This window comes from Empedobacter brevis (genome assembly GCF_965118635.1).
In the GTDB taxonomy this organism is placed as follows: Bacteria; Bacteroidota; Bacteroidia; order Flavobacteriales; family Weeksellaceae; genus Empedobacter; species Empedobacter brevis_A.
Genome location: NZ_CBCPHV010000003.1, coordinates 173804 through 191573 on the forward strand (window position 1 = coordinate 173804; position 17770 = coordinate 191573).

General features: G+C 31.5%; 15 protein-coding genes and 2 tRNA genes. 10 read left to right on the forward strand and 7 right to left on the reverse strand.

The features are described 5' to 3' along the window. Nucleotides 1-103: 103 nt before the first annotated feature. Entirely contained in the window at nt 104-1156 is a 1053-nt protein-coding gene (locus ACMHJW_RS05255) for an endonuclease/exonuclease/phosphatase family protein (protein WP_413532374.1), read from the reverse strand. A 72-nt stretch (nt 1157-1228) separates the two neighbouring features. Between ACMHJW_RS05255 and ACMHJW_RS05260 the strand changes: the two genes are divergently transcribed. Beyond that, nucleotides 1229-2287 (forward strand): NAD(P)/FAD-dependent oxidoreductase, encoded by a 1059-nt coding sequence (locus ACMHJW_RS05260; RefSeq protein ID WP_413532375.1) that lies wholly within the window; start codon nt 1229-1231, stop codon nt 2285-2287. 10 nt (nt 2288-2297) lie between these two features. Beyond that, nucleotides 2298-2765 (forward strand): hypothetical protein, encoded by a 468-nt coding sequence (locus ACMHJW_RS05265; protein WP_413532376.1) that lies wholly within the window; start codon nt 2298-2300, stop codon nt 2763-2765. A gap of 2 nt (nt 2766-2767) precedes the next feature. Here the strand turns inward: ACMHJW_RS05265 and ACMHJW_RS05270 are convergent, their stop codons facing one another. Continuing rightward, the gene (locus ACMHJW_RS05270; protein ID WP_413532377.1) at nt 2768-3076 is read right to left on the reverse strand and encodes a hypothetical protein; all 309 of its coding nucleotides are present in this window, start codon (nt 3074-3076) and stop codon (nt 2768-2770) included. 127 nt (nt 3077-3203) lie between these two features. On the opposite strand from ACMHJW_RS05270, the gene ACMHJW_RS05275 reads away from it, so the two are divergent. The 4 genes from ACMHJW_RS05275 to ACMHJW_RS05290 all read left to right on the forward strand — a co-directional run bounded on the left by ACMHJW_RS05275 (nt 3204) and on the right by ACMHJW_RS05290 (nt 6021). Next, nucleotides 3204-5117, forward strand: a complete 1914-nt coding sequence (locus ACMHJW_RS05275; protein WP_413532378.1) for an ABC-F family ATP-binding cassette domain-containing protein — start codon at nt 3204-3206, stop codon at nt 5115-5117. A 77-nt stretch (nt 5118-5194) separates the two neighbouring features. Continuing rightward, on the forward strand, nt 5195-5674 hold the full coding sequence (locus ACMHJW_RS05280) for a DNA-deoxyinosine glycosylase (RefSeq protein WP_413532379.1): 480 nt from the start codon (nt 5195-5197) through the stop codon (nt 5672-5674). Nucleotides 5675-5844: 170 nt separating this feature from the next. After that, a tRNA-Gly gene (locus ACMHJW_RS05285) sits at nt 5845-5917 on the forward strand. Between the two features lie 20 nt (nt 5918-5937). Next, a tRNA-Leu gene (locus tag ACMHJW_RS05290) sits at nt 5938-6021 on the forward strand. Between the two features lie 182 nt (nt 6022-6203). Here the strand turns inward: ACMHJW_RS05290 and rho are convergent. Further along, nucleotides 6204-7835 carry a transcription termination factor Rho gene (gene rho / locus ACMHJW_RS05295; RefSeq protein WP_413532380.1) on the reverse strand — a complete coding sequence of 544 codons (1632 nt, stop codon included), beginning with the start codon at nt 7833-7835 and terminating at the stop codon, nt 6204-6206. A gap of 173 nt (nt 7836-8008) precedes the next feature. Here rho and ACMHJW_RS05300 point away from each other — a divergent pair, with 173 nt between their 5' ends. The 3 genes from ACMHJW_RS05300 to prfA all read left to right on the forward strand — a co-directional run bounded on the left by ACMHJW_RS05300 (nt 8009) and on the right by prfA (nt 12079). Beyond that, on the forward strand, nt 8009-8422 hold the full coding sequence (locus tag ACMHJW_RS05300) for a DUF4293 domain-containing protein (protein WP_413532381.1): 414 nt from the start codon (nt 8009-8011) through the stop codon (nt 8420-8422). A 272-nt stretch (nt 8423-8694) separates the two neighbouring features. Beyond that, on the forward strand, nt 8695-10881 hold the full coding sequence (locus ACMHJW_RS05305; protein ID WP_413532382.1) for a glutamine synthetase III: 2187 nt from the start codon (nt 8695-8697) through the stop codon (nt 10879-10881). Between the two features lie 106 nt (nt 10882-10987). After that, entirely contained in the window at nt 10988-12079 is a 1092-nt protein-coding gene (gene prfA, locus ACMHJW_RS05310; RefSeq protein WP_413532383.1) for a peptide chain release factor 1, read from the forward strand. 145 nt (nt 12080-12224) lie between these two features. Here the strand turns inward: prfA and ACMHJW_RS05315 are convergent, their stop codons facing one another. Beyond that, a complete protein-coding gene (locus ACMHJW_RS05315; protein ID WP_413532384.1) occupies nt 12225-12425 on the reverse strand; it encodes a hypothetical protein in 201 nt (66 codons plus the stop codon). A gap of 390 nt (nt 12426-12815) precedes the next feature. Between ACMHJW_RS05315 and ACMHJW_RS05320 the strand changes: the two genes are divergently transcribed. Beyond that, complete coding sequence (locus ACMHJW_RS05320; protein ID WP_413532385.1) at nt 12816-13481, forward strand: DUF6261 family protein; 666 nt, start codon at nt 12816-12818, stop codon at nt 13479-13481. A 58-nt stretch (nt 13482-13539) separates the two neighbouring features. Here the strand turns inward: ACMHJW_RS05320 and ACMHJW_RS05325 are convergent, their stop codons facing one another. The 3 genes from ACMHJW_RS05325 to ACMHJW_RS05335 all read right to left on the reverse strand — a co-directional run bounded on the left by ACMHJW_RS05325 (nt 13540) and on the right by ACMHJW_RS05335 (nt 17767). Next, nucleotides 13540-14847, reverse strand: a complete 1308-nt coding sequence (locus tag ACMHJW_RS05325; protein WP_413532386.1) for a hypothetical protein — start codon at nt 14845-14847, stop codon at nt 13540-13542. A 133-nt stretch (nt 14848-14980) separates the two neighbouring features. Next, nucleotides 14981-16552 carry a DHA2 family efflux MFS transporter permease subunit gene (locus ACMHJW_RS05330; protein WP_413532387.1) on the reverse strand — a complete coding sequence of 524 codons (1572 nt, stop codon included), beginning with the start codon at nt 16550-16552 and terminating at the stop codon, nt 14981-14983. A gap of 21 nt (nt 16553-16573) precedes the next feature. Then, complete coding sequence (locus tag ACMHJW_RS05335) at nt 16574-17767, reverse strand: HlyD family secretion protein (RefSeq protein WP_413532388.1); 1194 nt, start codon at nt 17765-17767, stop codon at nt 16574-16576. Nucleotides 17768-17770 lie beyond the last annotated feature (3 nt).

A 17770-nucleotide genomic window follows, 5' to 3' on the forward strand; every position in this document is an offset into this window, starting at 1 on the left:
TCAATGTTATAAAACAAAAAATCCAGTCAATTGACTGGATTTTTTGTTTATGTATTTATTGTATTTATAAGAATTTAACTTTCTAAAATCTAAAATCTAAAATCTAATTCGCATCTCCTTTTTCAATTCCTTCCACTATTTTTTCTTCTACTTCAATCTTTTCATCATGATCTAATTTCATTTCTCCCGAATCATCATCACTGCGTAAAACAACTTTTATACTAATCGGAAAATGATCAGAACCTATGTTTGGTTCTCTTATCATATCAACTAATCTAAATTGAGAACTTAAGAAATAATGATCCAAAGGCCAACGTAAAAACCAATGATGAGCATGAAAAGTATTGAACATTCCTCGTCCTCGACGTGGATCCAATAACTGGGATGTTTTCAAAAATAAACGTGTTGTTCGGCTCCAAGCAACATCATTCAAATCTCCAAAAACAATACACGCTTTTCCATATTCTTTTGCTTGTTTACCAATGATCAAAATCTCAGCATCGCGTTCAGTACTTTCTTTATTTTCTTGCGGAACAGGTGGAGTAGGATGTAATCCATACAAACGTACAATTTCATTATTATATTCAACATCAACAATAATTGAAGGGATTTCCGCACTGATTAAATAATTAATTTCTTGGTGTTTTATAGGTAATTTTGAATAAAATAATAATCCGTAAGTATTTTCCAACGGAACTTCTATTTTATATTCAAAATCTTTAGTTGCATCTTTTATTTGGTTCATCCATTCCTTGTTCGTTTCTAATAAAAAAACAATATCAGGATTTCTTTTCTTAATTAATTCAACCAAATTTTGATATTTTGTATTGTCTTGCAAAACATTATAAACTAACAAATCCAACGATTTTTCATTTGGTTTTAAATCCACTTTATCAATCATTTTTTTACCAAATGGAGAATAAGGAATAATTACCCAAAGCAAATAAATCGCAGTTAGAATTAAAGCAACAAATAAACTAATTGTAAGAGGGGTTTTCTCAACGAAAATAAATAATACACAAGTTGCAATTACTATAAGAAATTTCTGAAAGCGTGGATAATCAAAAACACGAACCGTCCAATGCGAATGTTTAATGAATGGAATAATGACAGAAATGATAATAAGACAAGAGATTACAGTATAAAAAATTTGCATAAGTTGATTGATTTTTGAATAAAGATAAGTAAAACCGAAACATTATTTACCTTTGTAAACAAATTTTAGAAATTGAAAAATATAGAATATATTATCGTTGGTCAAGGTGTTGCTGGAAGTTGTATGGCGATGAAATTGTTGCAGGAAAAGAAATCCTTTATTGTAATAGATAACCATTTTCATAAAGCTTCATCGATTGCGGCAGGAATTTTTAATCCAGTTGTACTAAAACGTTTTTCTATTGTTTGGAATGCTACAAAACAAATCGAAAGATTGCGCGAAGTTTTTGGTGAATTTGAACATTTATTGAATAAAAAATATATCTACAATTTCCCAGTTTATAGAATTTTTAATGATGAACAAGAGAAAAAAACGTGGCTGAAAAAAGCAACAACTAATCCAGATTTGATTGATTATTTATCAACAAATACAGAACAATTGAATCTTTTTTCTTCTATAAATTCTCCCATAGGTTCTGGCGAAGTTTTGCATACAGGTCGAGTTGACTTGACAAATCTTTTGGCTGATTTTAAAAATTATTTAGTCGAAAATGATTTATTTCTTGATGAAACTTTTGATTTTAATGAATTTAAATTGAATGATAATCAAACGAGCTATAAAAATATAAACGCAAATAAAATAATTTTTGCAGAAGGTTATAATATTTTAAACAATCCTTATTTCAAGAATTTACCAGTTATTGGCGTAAAAGGAGAAGTTTTAAAAATAAAAACAGAAGCTATTTTACCTGAAGCTGTTGTGAAAGGAAAAGAATTTTTGATGCCTTTAGAAAATAATCAATATTTTGTTGGTGCAACTTACGATCGAGATTCTGTGAATTATGAAATTACAAACGAAGCAAAAGACTATTTAGTGAATGGAGTAAAACAGTTTTTGAATGATGATATAAATGTTATGGAACAAAATGCTTCAATTCGTCCAACAGTTATCGATCGTCGTCCGATTATCGGAGCGCATCCAACATATCAACAATTAATTTGTTTGAATGGAATGGGAACGCGTGGAACAATGTTGGCGCCTGTAATGGTCGATGATTTGTACGAATTTTTAGAGAATAATCAACCAATCGATAAAGAAGCAGATATTGCACGTTTTTATGATCGATTTTAAACTATTTTGAATGAAAAATTTTAACATAATAATATTTGCAATTCAGCTTGCAGCAAGCATTTTATTATTTTTAGGAATTCAACAATTTTACGTTTTAGCAGAATTAGATTTAATTGAATTAATTCATTCAATGGGAAAAGATAATTTTGCCTTTTTAGTTAGAAAAAGTGACGAATTCGGAATCAGCGAAAAGCTGAAACATTTGCATACAATGAAAACTATTTTGAGTTTTGTAGGAATTGTTTTCGCTTATATATTATGTTCAGTGATCAATTACAAACGAAATTATGATTGGAAAATAGCAACTACAATTGTTGCGATTTGTTTTCTTGTTTTTCAATTTAGATTAATCAATCTTCCGATTAATTTTATTTCAACCAAAAATCTTGTGTTATCTTATTTTGTACCGGCAACTTTTTCGATTTTGATCAGTTTTGGATTATATTTTTTGAGCTATAAAATAAAAGTTAAGAATTAATTTTAGTAAAACAGATTAGCAATAAAATTAGATATTCCATAAATGAAAAAATTTGGTAAATCAGTTGATTTATTAGGATTTGAAATATCATAATTCACTTTCCCGAAATTTGGATTAGTTAGATCTATTTTTCTATTTATTGGAATTAGTTTTAAAGATTTCTCGAAATTAGCGTTATAAACAAAATGATTCAATTGATTAAAATTTGTCGTTTGTTTAGTGTACAAAGAATCAATTTTTAACGTATAATTTTGAGAGAATGATTGTGTTGAAATCATTACTAAAAAGAACAATGCAATATACTTTCTCATAATAACTTGCTTATATTTAGTTGAATATACACTATTTTTCTAATTTAATCTTTCCTTTTTTCAGTTATCTTACAAAACCTTAAAGCGTTAAGTTTTCATCTAACAAAAAACATTGTATTTTTGCAAAATGTTATTAGTACAAAATTTAGGAGTTTATTTTGCGGGTAGATATTTATTCGAAAACGTTTCGTTCCGCATCAACAAAGGAAACCGTGTTGGTTTGGTAGGGAAAAATGGAGCAGGGAAATCTACTTTGCTTAAAATTTTAGCCAAAAGTCAGCAATCTTCAGAAGGTGAAGTTGTTTACGAAGGCGACGTTACAATCGGTTATTTATCACAAGATATTGATTTTGTACAAGGAAGAACGGTTTGGCAAGAAGCTGATTCTGCTTTTGAACAATTGGTAGAAATACAAGAACGTATAGATTTTGTAAACAAAGAATTAGCCGAAAGAACAGATTATGATTCGGATGAATATGGAAAATTAATTGAAGATATTTCACATTTAACTGAACGTTTTGGTCTTTTAGGTGGTTACACAAAAGATGCTGAAATTGAACAAATTTTAATCGGTTTAGGATTCAAAAGTTCAGATTTTCATCGTTCAACAGACGAATTTTCTGGAGGTTGGAGAATGCGAATTGAATTAGCAAAGCTATTGTTACAAAAACATGATGTAATGCTTTTAGATGAGCCGACGAATCACTTGGATATCGATTCGATTGTTTGGTTAGAAGATTTCTTAAAAGATTATCCTGGAGCTGTTGTATTGGTTTCGCACGACCGTCAATTTTTGGATAATGTAACCAATCGTACCATTGAAATTGCGAATCGTCATATCTCAGATTTTAAAGCGAATTATACACGTTATTTAGAATTGCGTGAAGATCGTCGTGAAAAATTAGAGCAAGCGCAGAAAAATCAAGAACAAATGATTAAGCACACGGAAGATTTAATTTCTAAATTCCGTGCAAAAGCGAACAAAGCTTCAATGGCGCAATCATTAATCAAAAAATTAGATAAAATAGAACGCATCGAAATCGAGAATGATGATGTTACAAAAATGAATATCCGCTTTGTGGATGCAATTCAGCCAGGTAAAATTATTTTCGAATTAGATGATGTTGGTGTTGCTTTTGGTAATCATCAAGTTTTTGATCATGTTTCGTTTTATGTGAATCGTGGAGAGAAAATAGCATTTGTTGGTCAAAATGGACAAGGAAAAACAACTTTATCGCGTGCAATTATTAATGAACAAGAACATTCAGGGAAAATAAAACACGGACATAATGTAGAAATCGGATATTTTGCTCAAAACCAAGCGCATGTTTTAAATGATAAATTAACTGTTTTAGAAGAAGCAGAAAATTCCGCAACAGAAGAAACGCGTAAACATGTTCGCGATTATTTAGGAGCATTTATGTTTGGTGGAGAAGCTGTAGAGAAAAAAGTTTCAGTGCTTTCTGGAGGAGAACGAAATCGTTTGGCATTGTGTAAATTATTGTTGCGTCCATTCAATGTATTAATAATGGATGAGCCGACGAATCACTTGGATATTGTTTCGAAAGAATTATTGAAAAAAGCTTTACAAAAATATACAGGAACATTAATTTTAGTTTCTCACGATCGTGAATTTTTAGAAGGTTTAGTGGATAAAGTTTTCGATTTCCGTAATGGACAAGTGAAAGAATATCTTTCTGGAATTGATGATTATTTAGCGCAAGTTAAAGCAGGAAGTTTCCGTGAAGTAGAGAAAGGAAATTTAGCCGCTCCTAAGGAAGAAAAGCCGATTGAAGTAAAAGTAGAACAAGCAAAAAGAGTTTTATCTTTTGAGGAAGAAAAAGAGCAAAAACGTCTTAAAAATAGATTGTCAAGAATCGAATCAGAAATCTCTGACTTAGAAACGAAAATTGCCGATCTAGAAAACAAGTTGCATGCAGGTTCGCAAACACAACAAGAATTAGATAAATATTCTAATCTTAAAAATGATTTAGATAAAAAAATGTTAGAGTGGGAGGAAGTTTCCGAACAAATTTTCTAACATAAAGAAAATAGAAAAAAGAAAGTGCTGCATTTTGTAGCACTTTTTTTGTAAATTATTTTTTAGAAGAACACAGCATGTATAAAGAATCCTTTTTACCAATTATATCAAAACAACCAAAAGTCTTAATTTTAGGTTCCTTGCCAGGTGATTTATCATTAGAAGTCAATCAATATTATGGACATCCTCGCAATAGATTTTGGAAAATAATGTTTGAAATTTTTAATTCAAAATTTTCAGAAGATTATCAAGTAAGGAAACAGCTTATTTTACGGAACAATTTAGCGCTTTGGGATGTTGCACATTCGGCTGAAAGAAAAGGAAGCATGGATGTAGATATGAAAAATGTTGCACCAAATTCAATCGATGAATTATTGAAAGAACATTCCACAATCGAGAAAATAATTTTCAATGGAAAGAAATCAGAACAATTATTTTGGAAATATTTCGACGAAAAATCAACAATAAAATATATTTCTTTGCCAAGTACAAGTCCAGCAAATGCTCGATTTTCTTATGAACGATTAGTTGAAATTTGGAAAAATTCGATTATTTAAGATGATTTATAGTATGATTAAAATAATTTTATTGATAAAATGAAAAAATATTTTAGTACTTAAAATTTTTATGATGAGAAACTTAGCTTTTAATGTGAAATAATTATGAAAAAAATGTTTCCTAAAAGTTTTGTAATTAAAAAAGCTGTCCTATATTTGCACTCACAATCGCGGGAATAGCTCAATTGGTAGAGCGTCAGCCTTCCAAGCTGAATGTTGCGGGTTCGAGTCCCGTTTCCCGCTCTAACTTTTATAAGTTGGATGCCTTGGTGGTGGAATTGGTAGACACGCAGGACTTAAAATCCTGTGTCCATTAGGACGTGCGGGTTCAAGTCCCGCCTGAGGTACTACAAAGCTCAAGAATTTATTTTCTTGAGCTTTTTTTGTTTTTAATAAATCTGAAGTTTTAGAAAACTTTCTAACTAAACTGGGATATTTTTTTAGATGATATATAGAAGCTATAATAAATAAACAAAAAAACCACCTAAATAACTTTAGATGGTTTTTGAAAATTATAAGTTGTAATAAATTACTTATTCATAGAAATTAAAAACTCTTCGTTAGAGCGTGTATGCTTGATACGATCGTGTAAGAATTCCATTGCTTCTACAGGATTCATATCCGACAAATGGTTGCGAAGAACCCACATCAATTGTTGTGTTTTGTCGTCTAATAACAAATCATCTTTACGCGTAGAAGAACTTACTAAATCAATCGCAGGGAAAATACGTTTATTCGAAATCTTACGATCCAATTGTAATTCCATGTTACCTGTTCCTTTAAATTCTTCGAAAATAACTTCGTCCATTTTAGAACCTGTATCAATCAATGCAGTTGCAATAATTGTAAGAGAACCTCCATTTTCGATATTACGAGCTGCTCCAAAGAAACGTTTTGGTTTGTGTAACGCATTTGCATCAACACCACCCGATAAAACTTTTCCAGAAGCTGGCGAAACAGTATTGTAAGCACGAGCCAAACGCGTAATCGAATCTAAAAGAATTACAACATCATGTCCACATTCTACCATACGTTTTGCTTTCTCTAAAACGATGTTTGCAACTTTCACATGACGATTAGCTTCTTCATCAAACGTAGATGCAATCACTTCTCCGTTTACAGAACGTTTCATATCCGTTACCTCTTCAGGGCGTTCATCAATTAATAAAACAATCAAATAAACTTCGGGATGATTTTGTGCAATTCCGTTCGCAATATCTTTTAATAATGTTGTTTTACCTGTTTTTGGAGGAGCTACAATCATTCCACGTTGACCTTTACCTATTGGTGTAAATAAGTCAATCACGCGATTTGATAAAGATTTAGAATTACTTAAATTGAATTTTTCGTTAGGGAAAAGTGGAGTTAAATGCTCAAAAGCAATACGATCTCGTACATAATCTGGCGTACGACCGTTGATTTCTTTGATTTTGATTAAAGGAAAATATTTCTCACCTTCTTTCGGTGGACGAACTTCTCCTGTAATTGTATCTCCTGTTTTTAATCCAAATAATCTAATTTGAGATTGAGAAACATAAACATCATCTGGCGATGATAAATAATTGAAATCAGAAGAACGTAAAAAACCATAATTATTATCTGGCAAAATCTCTAAAACACCTTCAGTTTGAATGATACCATCAAATTCATAATTCGCAGCGCGATATTTATTTTTTTGATTTTGATTGTTGTGGTGATTATTTTGTTGAGATTGTTCGTTTTTATTACGATTATCAGCTTGATTATTCTTCTTCTGATTATTATTTTTTTTCAGATCTTGGCTTTTATTAGCTCGATCCTGAAATTTATTAACGCGAGGATTGCTTTCTTCTTTTTTTTCTGTTTCTGTAGAAGTATTTTCAACTTTTTCAGTTTTTACTTCTTCTGCTACAGTTTCCTTTTCTTGAATTTCTCCTTCCGAATTCTGAACTCGTTTGCGTTTCGGTTTCTTTTCTTCTGTAGGTAGATTTTCAGCTTTATTTTTTTGCACAGATTTTGTTTCTGATTTTACATCAGCCTTCGGCTGAGCATTGATAAAGCCTAAGACAGCATCTAACAATTCGCCTTTTTTTAATTTCTTATACCCATCGATTTTTAATTGCTCTGCAACTTTTTGTAAATCTGGTAATTTGAATGATTTTAATTCTTCGATATCAAACATAATCCTATAATGAAGGTATTAATGTGTTTTTATTTTTTTTTCAATAAAGTAATTGGGGATCATAACAATAGAATTGTTATAAAGCGTATAAATTTGAGATTTATTAATGCAATAGTACGAATAATTATAAAAACTCAAAAAAAATTTTTACATTTGTATTCGAAATTTAAGAAATGATTCAAAGAAAGCAAAGTATATATTTATTCTTCAGTGGAATAATTTCAAGTATATTCGCAATGAATTTTGATAAACTATTTGATATTCCATTGAATTGGTTACAAAATCCAGAAAAAGGAGATTATATTTTCTCATTAGCCTTTTTCGCATCAGCTTTAATTTCATTTTTAACCATTATGCTTTTCAAGAAGAGAGGTTTACAAATTAGTTTGGGATGGTTAAACATTATTTTGAATGTTTTATTAATTGGTTCTTTTGTATATTGTCTGCTAACATTACCTGGAGAAGGAAATTCTGAGAAAGGTATTTGGGCATTAGTTCCTTTAGCTTCGATTGTGCTTGTGTCAATTGCCAATCGTTTGATTAAGAAGGATGATGATCTTGTAAAATCAGTAGACCGTTTCAGATAGACCAAAAACTTTTTATATTATGAGTGTCTAAAAGCAGTTTCAAGCAATTGAAACTGCTTTTTTCGTTTCATAAATTACGATACTTATCTAAAATGTTAAATTAAAATTAATTTTTAATCATTTTTATATTTGCACCTAATAAAATTAGGGGGTGTAAAGTTAATCTGTATGTTAATTTATCTTTTAACCCCCTAAAAATTTAGAGGTTGTAATTGTTTGTGTTTATTTTTTATTTAATTTTGCCCAATAAACAACACAAAATAATTTTTTTTATGACATTATTACGTTTTGAAGCTTTGAAAGCCGCAAGCAATCGCAAACCGGTAGCTGTTCCTGAAATAGGTAAAAAATCAGAAATTTTTGGCAGCAATGTTTTCAATGATAAAGCAATGCGTCAACATCTAACTTCAGAAGCATATAAAGCAGTTCGTTCAGCAATAGATTATGGTACTAAAATCGACCGTAAAATGGCAGATTTTATTGCTTTAGGAATGAAAGAATGGGCTATAAGCAAAGGTGTAACACATTATACGCATTGGTTTCAGCCTTTAACAGGAACAACAGCAGAAAAACATGATGCATTTTTTGAAACTTCATTTGACGGAAGTGATCCTGTAGAAAAATTCAGTGGATCATTATTAGTTCAACAAGAGCCAGATGCTTCTTCTTTCCCGAATGGAGGAATTAGAAATACATTCGAAGCTCGTGGATACACAGCTTGGGATCCTACTTCTCCAGCTTTTATTTTCGGAACGACGTTATGTATTCCTACAGTTTTCGTTTCGTATACAGGAGAAGCTTTAGATAATAAAGCACCATTATTGAGAGCGCTTTTATCAATTGATGAGGCAGCAACAGAAGTGGCTAAGTTTTTTGATAAAAATGTAAAGAAAGTTACACCAACATTAGGTTGGGAACAAGAATATTTCTTGATAGATGATGCATTAGCAGCTTCTCGTCCGGATATTTTATTGACAGGAAGAACTTTGTTAGGACATGTTTCTGCAAAAGGACAACAATTAGAAGATCATTACTTTGGATCAATTCCTACACGTGCTCTAAATTATATGCGCGATTTAGAAAACGAATGTATGTTATTGGGAATTCCTGTAAAAACACGTCACAATGAGGTTGCTCCAAATCAATTTGAGTTAGCACCTATTTTCGAAGAAACGAATTTAGCAGTTGACCACAATTCATTATTAATGGATGTGATGCAAAAGGTTGGTGAGCGTCATCATTTTAAAGTATTGTTTCACGAAAAACCATTCAAAGGTGTTAATGGATCTGGAAAGCACAATAACTGGTCATTGGCGACAGATACTGGTGTAAATTTATTAGCACCAGGGAAAACACCAAATAGCAATTTACAGTTTTTAACTTTCTTTATCAATACAATAAAAGCTGTTTCAAATTACGAAGAATTGTTACGTGCATCTATAACTTCAGCATCTAATGATCACCGTTTAGGCGCAAATGAAGCTCCACCAGCAATTATTTCTATTTTTATTGGTCAACAATTGACTAAAGTTTTAGAAGGATTAGAAGGTGTTTCAAATGGGAAATTATCACCTGAAGAAAAAACTGATTTAAAATTAAACGTTGTAGGTAAAATTCCAGATGTATTATTAGACAATACAGACAGAAACCGTACATCGCCATTCGCATTTACAGGAAATAAATTCGAGTTTCGTGCTGTAGGTTCTACTGCGAACTGTGCTAATGCAATGACAACGTTGAATTCTATTGTTGCAAAACAATTAATAGATTTTAGAAAAGAAGTTGAGACTTTGGTAGAAAGCGGATTGAAAAAAGACGAAGCAATCTTCAATATTTTACGTGAATATATCAAAGAAACAAAACATATCTTATTCGAAGGAGATGGTTATAGCAAAGAATGGGAAGAAGAGGCTGTTCGTAGAGGATTATCAAATCATAAAAATACACCTTCAGCTTTAAAAGCGAAAGTTTCTCAAAAATCATTGGATTTATTTGCAGAAGTAAATGTGATGAATAAAACAGAAGTTGAAGCGCGTTATGAAATCGAATTAGAAGAATACATCAAAAAAGTTCAGATCGAAGGACGTGTTTTAGGTGATATTGTAAGAAATCATATTATCCCAACAGTTTTTAAATATCAAAATCTATTGATTAAAAATATAAAAGGATTCAAAGATGTTTTTGGAAAAGATTACGAACAATATGCAGGTGAGCAAGTAATGATATTAAAGAAAATCTCTATGCATGTAAATGAGTTAAATGCCAAATTACATTTAATGATGGATGCACGAAAAGATGCAAATGCAATAGAATCTTTAGAAGAAAAAGCACACGCATATTGCGACAAAGTAAAACCATTTTATGATGAAATTCGATACCATGCTGATAAGTTAGAATTAATGGTCGACAATGAACTTTGGGTTTTAACAAAATACAGAGAATTGTTATTTACGAGATAATATTTTTATTCACAATTCATAAAACCGATGAGAAATCATCGGTTTTTTTTATTCAAATTTTCTGAATCACCTGACTTATTGTATCTTTGCAATCCAATAAAAGTATATGGCAGATTTAGGTCTATTAGATAAATTAAGAGCAATCAAACAACGTTTCGATGAGGTAGCAGATTTAATCATCCAACCAGATATCGTTACAGATCAAGCTCGTTACGCAAAACTAAACAAAGAATATTCTGATTTGAAGGACTTTGTTGAAATGCAAAAACAATACGAAAACTTAATCAATATTATCGAAGAAGCAGACGAAATCATTCAAGATGGTTCTGATGCAGAGATGGTAGAATTGGCTAAAATCGAGAAAGACGAAGCAATTAATGCAATTCCAGCTTTAGAGGAAGAAATCAAAATGATGTTAATCCCAAAAGATCCAGAAGATGAGAAAAACATCATTGTCGAGTTACGTTCTGGTACTGGAGGAGACGAAGCAGCGATTTTCGTAGAAGACATTTACCGTATGTATTCTATGTATTTCAAAGAAAAAGGATGGAAACACGAAGTTTTAAATACTTCTGAAGCCTCTGGAAAAGGATACAAAGAATTGGTGATGCAAGTAGAAGGAAATGCAGTGTACGGAACCATGAAATACGAATCTGGTGTACACCGTGTACAACGTGTTCCCGAAACAGAATCGCAAGGACGTGTGCATACATCGGCAATCACAGTTGCTGTTTTGCCAGAAGCAGAGGAGGTAGACGTAGTGATAAATCCAGCAGATTTGGAATATCAAACAGCGCGTTCGTCTGGAGCAGGAGGGCAAAATGTAAATAAAGTTGAAACGAAAGTTCAATTAACACACAAACCTTCTGGTATCGTAATTGTTTGTCAAGAAGCGCGTTCTCAGCACAAGAACCGCGAAAAAGCATTACAATTATTACGTACAAAATTGTATGAAATAGAGTTCGAGAAAAAACATTCAGAACGTTCTGCACAGCGTAAATCCTTGGTTTCTACAGGAGACCGTTCAGCTAAAATCCGTACATACAACTATCCACAAGGACGTGTAACGGATCACCGTATCAACAAATCAATTTATAATTTGGATAACTTTATGAATGGAGATATTCAAGAAATGATTGACGCATTGAAAATGGCAGAAAATGCAGAAAAATTAAAAGGTTCGGAAGAAGATTTTTAATCCCATTCAACCTTAAAATAACAAAAGCACTTCAAGAAATTGAAGTGCTTTTTTAGTTTTTTCGAACCACATAGATTCTAAACCTTAGGATTGTTTATTTCGTTGAATTCTGTAGTCTTGATAAAGTGATTTTAGCTAATATTATTTAGAATTTTCCAAAGAAAGATTTTATATCAAAATAGTATTTAACTTCTTCACCGTTTGATTTTATTAAAGTTATAATATCAAAAGGTTGGTTTTTATCATTAAAAGTTAAACTTTGGCTTTTAATTTGACAATCGCTACATTTTTCTCTCACTATTTTATATTCTTGCTCAACACTTCCAACTTTAATTGCTTTTTCCATTGTACTTCCGTCATTTGATGTCTGATTATTTGTATAGGCACAATTTAGAAATGTAAGGCAAATTACTATTAGAAATGTGTATTTAATGTTTCTCATAATTTATTGTTTTGATTTTTATGTTTTTTAAAGCAATTTTTGCTGAATCTTGCATATAAAATTATTTTCACTACGAAAAAATATAACCTTTATTTTCGTTAGCTTTCCACAAATATAATTAAACATGAACAACAATAGTTAAGGTATTATTTTGTTTTTTATATTATTTGTCAAAAAGATTTTATTACAAATAGGTCAGTTTGTAATATTTTCCCATTAATGTTTATAAAATTTATTTTTTATATTTATAAAACACTAAAATTAAATGAATTATAAACACTTAATCTACTTATTATGAAAATTAATTTATCAAAATTATCTACAAAAAATCTAGCAACATTGGCGCAACGACTAATCAATTCTTCTAAAACGGGGAATTATACCATTGTAGAAAATCATCCTTTGCTTTTGGCTTTAGAAAAATCTTACAACGATTACGATGCTGTTTATACAAAGCAAACTTACAGCGGAAAAGGGAAAGAGGTGGCTGTTGCAGACAAGGAACGTGATGTGGCTTTTAGTAACATGAAGGCTTTTCTTAATGGTTACCGTAAGTTGGCTTCTTTAGCAAACTATCAGGATGCCGAAGTTTTATATGGAGTGTTCAAAACATTTGGGTTAAGTCTAGATTTGATGAGCTATTCTGCTCAAACAGCTCAATTGAAAAAATTAATCGAAGAATTGGAAAAGCCAGAGCATAAAACACGCATTACCAACTTATCGCTTACAGCAGCTTTTGATGATTTGAAAACAAAGCACGAGGCATTCGAAGTTGTTTTTGCAGAGCAAGCCGAAGCGAATGCAGACTTGCGTCAATTGTCTAGTGCATCTTCTTCTCGCAAGGATTTAGAAAAAGTGTTGAGGTCGTATCTCAATTTAGTAAAAGCGATGAAAGGTTTGCCTGATTGGTCGAATTTGTATTATGATTTGAATGAGATTGTAAAGGCAGCTAAGAAATAATTTCCGAAAAAAAGAAACTAAAAAAATCCATCTCAATTGTTTGAGATGGATTTTTAAGTTAATTGGAAGTTTCAAATTCTATTAGATAGTTTTTTAGCGGATAATTAGTTGTATTTCTAAAGTTGCTTGTAATCAAAATTTGATATTTTTTATTCGGTTCTAATTCTACACTCATCGTCCAACTTTTGTTATCATTTGAGCAATATCTTTTCTTAATATCATTTTTAGGAATAGCAACTTCGCCTAATTCACCATAATCTACTCCAGTGTTAATTCCATTTAGAGGTTCAGAAAAATTGATTGTAATCTCTTTTGTTTTGGGATCAACACTTTTACTGAAATTATTAAATTGTTTTATTCCAAGAACAGTAGGTCTTTTACGCTCATAATCTTTTTGAAGTTTTTCTAACGATTCAGAAAAATAATTTGATTTAGTTACATAATTGTTAATAGCAGTTTCATTAGAATAATCTAATTCTATTAATTCTTTTATTGCAGCTTTCTTATTTTCAGCTTGGTTGTAATAATTTTCAGCCATCTGATAACCGATATAATATCCCAAATCTCTTACGCCAAATTCATTTGGAGCATCTCCCCAAAGCCATTTATATAAGTTATTCATATTAAACATTTCCTCTTCAAATCGCGCTCTAACTTTTTCATTATTTCTTTTACCGTAGGTAATTGCAGGAGCTTCAGATGGTACATTCATCGCTTTTACAGAGACAAATTCTGCAATACCTTCATGAATAACGTAAGAAAGAAGATTGTCTACAAATGGTTTTTGTTGTGTATGCACATATTCATGTACATTTAATAAGACCAAATGATTGATAGGTTCGCTATCAAAATATAAGCGTCTTGCATTGCGTAGATTTTCAGGGAATTCGTCCGTAATAGTATTTTTATCTGCCATTGCTAGCTCACTTCCAATCAAAACATGTCCGTTTCTATAAGTTCCATTTGAACGTAATGCTCCGATTGTAAAGTAAATATTCGCTGGTTTTAATTCAGGATAAATTAGTCGAAGTTTTTTTATTCCTTTATTCAAATCTTTAGATAGATTCTTAGATTTTAAGGTGTTTTTTCGAACTGAATTCCAAAATTTAGGATAACTATTAATCGCATAGATATAATCCTTATCCGTATAATTTCTTGCTTCTCTAATTAATTTTAAACCTTCTGTTCCTTTTGATAAATATTCATCATTCAAATATTTATATTGCAAAACAGAATCCTTAGTTTGAGTAATTTTATCATAAGCAATCCAAAAATTATCCATGTCTGATGTGAAAACTTTTTGAGCATGAACAGCAAAAGAAAAAAATAAATAAGCTGTAATAGATTTTAATATAGAGTTTTTCATAAATAGTATTAAGGTTCTAAAAATAATTTATTTATGGAGATAAAATTTAAAATAAATAAAAAAAATCCATCTCAATTGTTTGAGATGGATTTTACATTTATAAAAATCGGGATACTAAAAGTAATTAGTCTTATTAATGTCCTGCACTGATTACTTTACCTGCTCCTTTTTTAATAAAGAACAAGATAAATGGGATACAGATAAGGAAAACGATACCCAAGAACAAGAAAACGTCCATGTAGGTAAGTACAGTGGCTTGTTTGGTTACTTGTAAATCGAGTAGGTTATAAGCTTTGTTTAATGCTTCGTTTGGAGCAAAACCTTTGCTGATGAAGCTCATTTGTAAATTTTGAATATGTTTTTGTACATCAAAATCGGTTGTGTCTAGATGAGCAACTAAATTAGTACGGTGACCAACTGTCCAACGAGAAATAAACGTTGTAATAATGGCAATACCAAAAGATCCTCCTAATTGACGCATCATTCCTGTAAAGGCAGCACCTTCTCCAATTTGTTGTCCTTTTAGACTAGAAAGTGAGAGTGTGGTAACGGGTACAAATAATAGTCCTAATCCTACTCCACGAACAACTAATGGCCAAAAGAAATGTTCTGAACCTGTGTCTGGTGTTAAGATTTTATATGACCAAAGACTGTAGCAAAAGAAGATTAAAAATCCGCCTGCAACCAAATATTTTGGTTCGACACCTTTTTGTAGCAATGTTGCGATAATTGGCATCATAAAGGCAGTCATCAATGATGAAGGGATTAATAATAAACCTGCATCGGTAGCTGTCCACCCTAAGATAGATTGTGTATATATAGGAATAATGAATGTAGATCCGTATAATCCAAATCCTAAGATGAATGATAAAATAGTACCTACAGCTAAATTGCTATTTTTTAATACACGTAAGTTTACAATAGGATGATCAAAAACTAATTCTCGCCAAATGAATAAAATGAATCCGAAGAAACTAGCGATACTCAATGTGACAATTGTTGAGTCTGAGAACCAATCGTCTTGCTGCCCGTGTTCTAATACGTATTGTAATGAGCCTACTGCAATTGCTAATAAAATAATACCTAAGAAATCGACTTGATTTAATTTTGATTTTTCGGCATATTTTGGACTTCTTACAAATGAAATTGTCAATAAGACGGCAATAATTCCAATCGGAATATTGATGTAAAATATATATGGCCATGACCAATTATCAATAATATATCCTCCTAACGGCGGACCTAGTGTAGGACCAACGATAACACCCATACCATAAATAGCTTGTGCTAAACCACGTTTGTTGGGTGGATAACTTTCGGTAATTATGGTTTGCGAGGTAACTAATAATGCTCCACCACCTAATCCTTGTATAAACCGGAATAAGATAATTTCCCACAACGATGTTGCATTTCCGCAGAGAAATGAGGCTGCTGTGAAAATGATGATTGAAGCGGCAAAATAATTGCGTCGTCCGAATTGTTGGGATAACCAACTTGTCATCGGTACTACAATTACGTTGGCAATTGCGTAAGCGGTAACCACCCACGCAATATCAGTTAAAGAGACACCCAAACTACCTTTCATGTCGTTCATTGCTACATTGACAATTGTTGTATCAACAATTTCTAACAATGCACATAGAATGGCAGTAATGGTGATAACTATACGTCTTGTACCATATTCAACTAAATTATTTTCTTCCATAATTTTTCTGAATAGGTGTTATTATTTTGCAGAGCTATTAGATTTTAAAAGAATATCTGCTTCTACATTCATACCTGGACGAATCAATTTTAACATCTCGTCTTTTTTGTCTGTAAACTCGATTTTAATCGGAAGACGTTGTACTGTTTTTACGAAGTTACCAGATGCATTGTCTGGAGGTAATAACGCAAATTTAGCTCCCGTTGCAGGAGATAAAGACGTTACTTTCGCTTTGAATTCGTGGTTTGGATAAGCATCAACTTTTATGATAGCTTCTTGTCCTTCTCTAATTTTTTCTAATTGAGTTTCTTTGTAGTTGGCAACAACCCAAATATTATTTACTGTTACAATATTAAACAATGCTTGACCAGCTTGCACTAATTGTCCTGGTTGTAAATTAATTTTAGAAAGTTGTCCATCTTCTGCAGCAATTACATAAGTATATGATAAATATAATTTTGCATTTTCGATGTTTGTTTTACTTTGATCGATTGTCGCTTGTGCAACTTTTATCTGAGCTCTAGAAGCATCTGCTTGTGCTTTCGAAGTATTCACTTGTTTTGATGTTGCTTGAGCTTGTTTCGCTGTAGAAGCTAATTGAGCACGAGAAACACCTAATTGTTCTTGAACAATTCTTAATTGCTTTTCAGCAGTTTCTTTTGCCGCTAAAGCTTGTTCGTATTGTTGTTTTGTGATCGATTGATTTTGGTATAATTTATTGTATCGATCAAAATCATTTTTAGTTCTCCAAACTTGTACTTTTGCAGCTTCTACATTTGCTTGTGCAGTATTAACACTTGCTTGAGCTGTTTCGATTGTTGTATTTGCAGCGATTGCACCAGCTTCTGTAACACCAATTGCAGCACCAGCTTGAGAAACACCTGCATTTGCAACACCCAATTGACCTTCTGCTTGTAATAAAGCATCTTGTGATTGTTGTAATTTCAATGCAAATTCAGAACCGTCTAAAACAACTAATGTATCACCTTTGTGAACCATTTGGTTGTCTTCTACTAAAATCTTTTGTATGTAACCTGAAACTTTCGGAATAACAGGAGTTATTTTAGCTTCTACTTGGGCATCATCAGTGATTTCGTGCGATTGTCCATGTATATATTTGTAAATTCCATATCCACCTCCTAAGATGATTAATGCTCCTAAAACGATGATAAACTTTGAATTTATTTTTTTCTTTTCTTGATTATTTTCTTCCATATC